This window comes from Falcatimonas sp. MSJ-15, assembly GCF_018918265.1.
Classification (GTDB): Bacteria; Bacillota; Clostridia; order Lachnospirales; family Lachnospiraceae; genus Falcatimonas.
The window spans coordinates 1-5,576 of the sequence record NZ_JAHLQC010000032.1 but is presented as its reverse complement, the minus strand read 5'-3'; the positions used below and the strand labels follow the sequence as shown (position 1 = coordinate 5,576).

Genomic DNA, 5,576 nt, shown 5'->3' with positions numbered 1-5,576 from the left:
CCGTAACTTTGAGAATTTTAGAAATAGAATTTTGCTATCAACGACTTAGTTATATTAAAGAAACCTGATGCTTATGCACCAGGTTTCCAATATGGGATTTTACCCCCGCTCTTGACAAAGAGCCAAAATAAATAGTACCAATGCAATTATAATCTACTATACTTGCACTGGTACTATTATCACTAACTATTCAATTATTATATCTTTTGATTTCTACTAATATTATCCAATATTCTCATTATATCTTGCTCTTTCTCCACCAACATATTTTGGTCTTGTCCTGGCGGCTGTTACATTAGCTTCGCCAATCTTTCTTGTTGTGAGTTTTACAGGCACTGCAACTTTCTTAAGGTGCATACCTATAAAAGTGCCGCCGATATCAATTCCTGCATGTGCTTTTATCTCTTCAACGGCTACCGGCTCACTAAATGCTGCATAAGCAGCTGTTGCAAAACCACCACCCGCTTTCACTTGTGGAACAACATTAACCTGTTCAAGGTTATATTTTTCCATAACTTCACTTTCTACAATTATACTTCTATTAAGATGTTCACAACACTGAGCTGCAAGATATATTCCATTTTTTTTGCATATATCATACAATTCTTCAAATATAATCTCTGCTACTTCTGCATTAGAGCCTTGTCCAATTCGTTCACCACATACTTCGCTTGAGCTGCATCCGACTACAAGTATATTTCCTTTTTTTAGCTTTGCCACTGTAAAAAGTTCTGTAATTACATTCTTTGCCTGTTCTCTTATCTCATTATACATACAATTGTGTTCCTCCATTCATTATTACATATTGGATAATTGGCTAAAACATAGTTATACAATTATCCAAGTCGGCATCTTATAGCAATGTGATAAAATGCTCTCTATTACACATTATACTACTTAAATCATATATTTCCACTACTCTTTTACGCTATATTCCAAATTACCCCCGTTCTTAACAAAAAGCCCAAATTATACATTATATATACATTCTATATTTGCATACAGATTCTTGTTATGATTATCAAAATATCCATTTCTTAACTAAAGCAAAAAATCTTACATAATCATGATTTATAATATCTAATCTTGATAATTGCTGCTGTAAAACTTAAAAATATACCGGCACATCTGGCTAATGCCTGATATACCGGTATATCATAAATTCTTATATTATCATAAACTCTTATATCATCTGAAAATAATTAATATTCTATAGCTTATTACGCTATCATAATACTATTATTAGTTGTTGATAAGTTTATCATTTTCATTGTTCCAGCTATATAATTTTCTAAGTTCTGCACCAACTACTTCTGATGGATGAGCTGCTGCTCTCTTTCTCATAGCATTGAAATGTGGAGCTCCTACCTGGTTCTCTAATAACCAGTTCTTAGCAAATGTTCCGTCCTGAATATCTGTTAATACCTGTTTCATAGCTTTCTTAGTCTCATCTGTAACAATCTTAGGACCTGTTATGTAATCACCATATTCAGCTGTGTTAGAGATTGAATATCTCATTCCTGCAAAACCACTCTGGTAGATTAAATCTACGATTAATTTCATCTCATGGATACATTCAAAGTAAGCACTTTCTGGTTCATATCCAGCTTCAACTAATGTCTCAAAACCTGCCTGCATAAGTGCACATACACCACCGCAAAGTACTGCCTGCTCACCGAATAAGTCTGTCTCTGTCTCCTGTCTGAATGTTGTCTCAAGAACACCAGCTCTTGCTCCACCGATTGCTAATGCATATGCTAATGCAAGGTCATGAGCTTTACCTGTTGCATCCTGATGTACAGCGATAAGACAAGGAACACCTTTTCCTGCCTGATATTCACTTCTTACTGTATGTCCTGGTCCCTTAGGTGCGATCATTGTAACATCTACAAATTTAGGTGGTACAATCTGACCAAAATGAATTGCAAAACCATGAGCGAACATTAACATGTTACCTGGTTCAAGGTTTGGTTCGATTGATTCTTTGTACATCTTAGCCTGTTTTTCATCATTGATAAGTACCATGATGATATCAGCTCTTTTAGCTGCTTCTGCAGCTGTATATACTTCAAATCCCTGAGCTTCAGCTTTTGCCCATGATTTACTTCCTTCATATAGACCAATAATTACTTTACAACCTGATTCTTTTGCATTTAATGCATGAGCATGACCCTGGCTGCCGTAACCAATAACAGCTATTGTCTTACCTTCTAATAATGATAAGTTACAATCTTCCTGATAATAAATTTTTGCCATTTTTCTTTTCCTCCTAGGATATTATTTGCGCATTGCGCATATATATATTATTCTGCATTAGCAGAACCTCTAGCTAATCCGGTAATACCTGTTCTTACAAGCTCAACAATCTTGAAACCTTCAAGGAGCTCTATAAAAGCATTAAGTTTAGCCTGATTACCTGTGAGTTCAACCATTAATGAATCTTTAGCGACATCAACAATCTTTGCCCTAAAGATATCTGCGACAGCTATTACTGACTGTCTCTCCTTCTCAGTAGCTGCGACTCTTACAAGTATTAATTCCCTGCAGACTGATGCATCTGCTGGAAGTACTCTTATATCTCTTACATCAACCAGCTTGTTAAGCTGATTAACAATCTGAGCAAGTACCATATCATCGCATGTTACAACTACTGTCATTCTAGAAAATGCAGGTTCTTCTGTTACTCCAACAGTAAGACTATCTATATTATAGCCTCTTCTGCTAAAAAGACCTGCTACGCGGCTTAAAACACCAGCCGTATTATCTACTAAAATTGATAAAACGTTATGCTTCATTTTGTAAAACCTCATTTCCCAAATTAGTGTCCAAACCGAATAATGTGTCATCACTACATCGCTTTACACCACAAAATTGTACCAACTTATATTTTCTTTGTCAACTACTATTTTTAATTTTTGTAAAATATTAACAAATTGTTTAGTGAAAATGTTACACAAAGTTTAAAAATTGCTTTAAATTAGTCTATGCTTTCAAGACATGCTTTCACAAGATGAACTCTGTTAAAAGGTACCATAAAATATATTCCATCTGCAATATCTGATACTTTTGCAATAATCTCTCTTGATATTGCAATACCAGTCTGTTCACCCTCTTCTCGAGTCATATCAGCCCTGTATCGCATAAGCACTTCATCAGGAACATTAATTCCAGCAAGTTCATTTTTAATAAATGCAGCATTTCTATAACTTACAAGCGGCATAATACCACATAGTATCTTAGTATCAACCTGACTTTTTATATATTTTATACGTTCAATATCTTCTTCACCATATATTGGCTGCGTCAGAAAATATGACGCACCTGCTTCAATCTTCTTATGCATTCTCTCAATCTCTTTGTCAATATTCTTTCTGCCATGATTAAGTGCACCACCATATACTATCGGATCTTCATAAAAATGCTCTTCATTAAGCTGTTTTATGAATTCCATGAGTTTAACAGAATTAAAATCAAATACACTTGATGTCTCTGTTCTACCAGCACTAGGAATAGGATCACCCGTTACAATAAGCATATTCCTTACTCCATTCACATAACCTCCAAGAATCTGTCCAAACATCGCTATTGCATTACGATCCCTACAGCATAAATGAGGCATTACATTTGTCTTAACTTCATTAATAACTTTAGTTGACATAAGAATAGAATCCACTCTAGGTCTTCCAGATGGTGAATCTGCAAAAGTAATCATGTCAGTAAGACCTTCATTCTTAAGAATATTAGCATTTTCCATGATCTTGTCAATCTTTGCATCAAATGGAGGGTCAAGTTCAACTGCAACAACTTTTTTACCTGCTTTCAATTTTTCTAAAAATTCATTTTTAACAAGTGGCTCTTTCTTATCAGCCCAATCTATCTTTTCTTTATTCTTAACAACTTTTTCTTCTCTTACCAGATTAACTTTATCTGCTATCTGTTTTATGAATTCAGGATTTGTTCCACAACATCCACCGATAATATCCGCACCCATCTCGCACATAGCTTTTATATTATCTGAAAAATAACTGCTATTATTAAGATATACCATCCTGTCTCGCACAATCTCAGGATAACTTGAGTTAGGCATTACTGAAAAATATTTGTCACCACTATAATCAATCTTCTTTAAGATATCAGCCATATGAGCTGAACCAATGCCACAGTTAAGACCAATAGAATCAATATCATCACAACTGTCAATCATATTAATAACTCTTTTTATATTAGCTCCATTCTTGGTATAGCCAAAACGATTGATACTAAACTGAGCCATTATAAAAGCATCCGGCTTCTTATTTTTTATATAGTTAGCTGTCTTTACAATATATTCTATTGATGAAAATGTCTCAAACATAAATATATCTGCACCGCATCCAAGAAATACATCTGCTATGAATCTATACTGTCCTTCCAAATCTTCATATTCATTATAATTCTCAGGAATTGGACCTATATCAGCTGCAACATATGCACTATTACCATTGTCTGAAGCAAACATAGCAAGCTTGTAACCAGCTTCAATATTCTCTTTAAGTTCTTCACTTGTGCATTTAAGAGAGATCATATTAGAAGCAAAAGTATTAGTCCTTATAAGCTTTGCACCGGCATTAATATATTCTCTGTGTATCTTCATAACTATGTCAGGCTTATTGATATTACCAGCTTCACATTCACATACATCTTCTTTGCATAAATTTGCAAAATATGTTCCAAATGCTCCATCCGTAATCAAAATATTATTTTTTAGGTATTCTCGTATATCCAAGTTCTTCCTCCCGTCATATTATATTTGCAAAATTATCTTATCACAGACTTTTTTACTGATTTTTCTATATTCTACTCTATTTATTTAATAATGTAAATCCTTGATTTGAATTAATAATATTAACTTGTCTTAACAACCTTTTTTCTCATATTCTTCTGCATAAAAAAGCATATTTTTTCTCATAATGTTATTATAAGGCAAGCTACATGATATAAGTGATAAAAACATCTCAACACATTAATCATCTATATCTATATTGATTACTTACACGTCTCGAATGCCAGCTTACCCATACAACTTCACTATATTACAAGTTCAAAAATATTAAAAGGAGGATTTCTATGGATAATAATTCAATTAATCAGGACAACAATCCTGTTGATTATACCGCACCGGCATATATGCCTTTTAATGAGAATATATATGCAAATGATTCCTACTTCGCATCATTGCCAAAAGAAGATCAGGAATATATCTTAGCTACTAAACATCACTTTATGTCAAGAGAAGAATTACAAAGATTTCTATATCAACGCAATGAAATGCGATAACACTCTAAAAACTAACGAATTAACAAACAGATTGTTAATATGAACTTTTTTCCAATCTTGACCAAAAAAACATTTTGCACACTCTGCAAACTCAATATGGTAGCTACTCGTAACACAAAAAAGTTTACCCCAACTCTTGACAATCGAGTAGGAGGCGGTGATTAACCGCCGTCCTCTCACAGCACCGTACGTACCGTTCGGTATACGGCGCTTTCAATAGTTAACGTGCACAGACTGGTAGGCTGTAGCTAAATCATAAT

General features: G+C 33.9%; 5 protein-coding genes. 1 reads left to right on the top strand and 4 read right to left on the bottom strand.

Going from position 1 to position 5,576, the window contains the following annotated elements:
• Positions 1 to 222: 222 nt before the first annotated feature.
• The 4 genes from KQI85_RS15970 to KQI85_RS15955 all read right to left on the bottom strand — a co-directional run bounded on the left by KQI85_RS15970 (position 223) and on the right by KQI85_RS15955 (position 4,765).
• Entirely contained in the window at positions 223 to 774 is a 552-nt protein-coding gene (locus KQI85_RS15970; protein WP_216577029.1) for a TIGR01440 family protein, read from the bottom strand.
• A 468-nt stretch (positions 775 to 1,242) separates the two neighbouring features.
• Positions 1,243 to 2,256, bottom strand: a complete 1,014-nt coding sequence (gene ilvC, locus KQI85_RS15965; RefSeq protein WP_216577028.1) for a ketol-acid reductoisomerase — start codon at positions 2,254 to 2,256, stop codon at positions 1,243 to 1,245.
• A gap of 47 nt (positions 2,257 to 2,303) precedes the next feature.
• Positions 2,304 to 2,795, bottom strand: a complete 492-nt coding sequence (ilvN, locus tag KQI85_RS15960; protein ID WP_216577027.1) for an acetolactate synthase small subunit — start codon at positions 2,793 to 2,795, stop codon at positions 2,304 to 2,306.
• A 182-nt stretch (positions 2,796 to 2,977) separates the two neighbouring features.
• Complete coding sequence (locus KQI85_RS15955) at positions 2,978 to 4,765, bottom strand: bifunctional homocysteine S-methyltransferase/methylenetetrahydrofolate reductase (protein ID WP_216577026.1); 1,788 nt, start codon at positions 4,763 to 4,765, stop codon at positions 2,978 to 2,980.
• 341 nt (positions 4,766 to 5,106) lie between these two features.
• On the opposite strand from KQI85_RS15955, the gene KQI85_RS15950 reads away from it, so the two are divergent.
• Positions 5,107 to 5,316, top strand: a complete 210-nt coding sequence (locus KQI85_RS15950) for a hypothetical protein (RefSeq protein WP_216577025.1) — start codon at positions 5,107 to 5,109, stop codon at positions 5,314 to 5,316.
• Positions 5,317 to 5,576: the final 260 nt, after the last annotated feature.

Bases quoted from the DNA above. Each gene is read 5' to 3' on its own strand.
- KQI85_RS15970 (WP_216577029.1), bottom strand. From the start codon at position 774: ATGTATAATGAGATAAGAGAACAGGCAAAGAATGTAATTACAGAACTT.
- ilvC (WP_216577028.1), bottom strand. From the start codon at position 2,256: ATGGCAAAAATTTATTATCAGGAAGATTGTAACTTATCATTATTAGAA.
- ilvN (WP_216577027.1), bottom strand. From the start codon at position 2,795: ATGAAGCATAACGTTTTATCAATTTTAGTAGATAATACGGCTGGTGTT.
- KQI85_RS15950 (WP_216577025.1), top strand. From the start codon at position 5,107: ATGGATAATAATTCAATTAATCAGGACAACAATCCTGTTGATTATACC.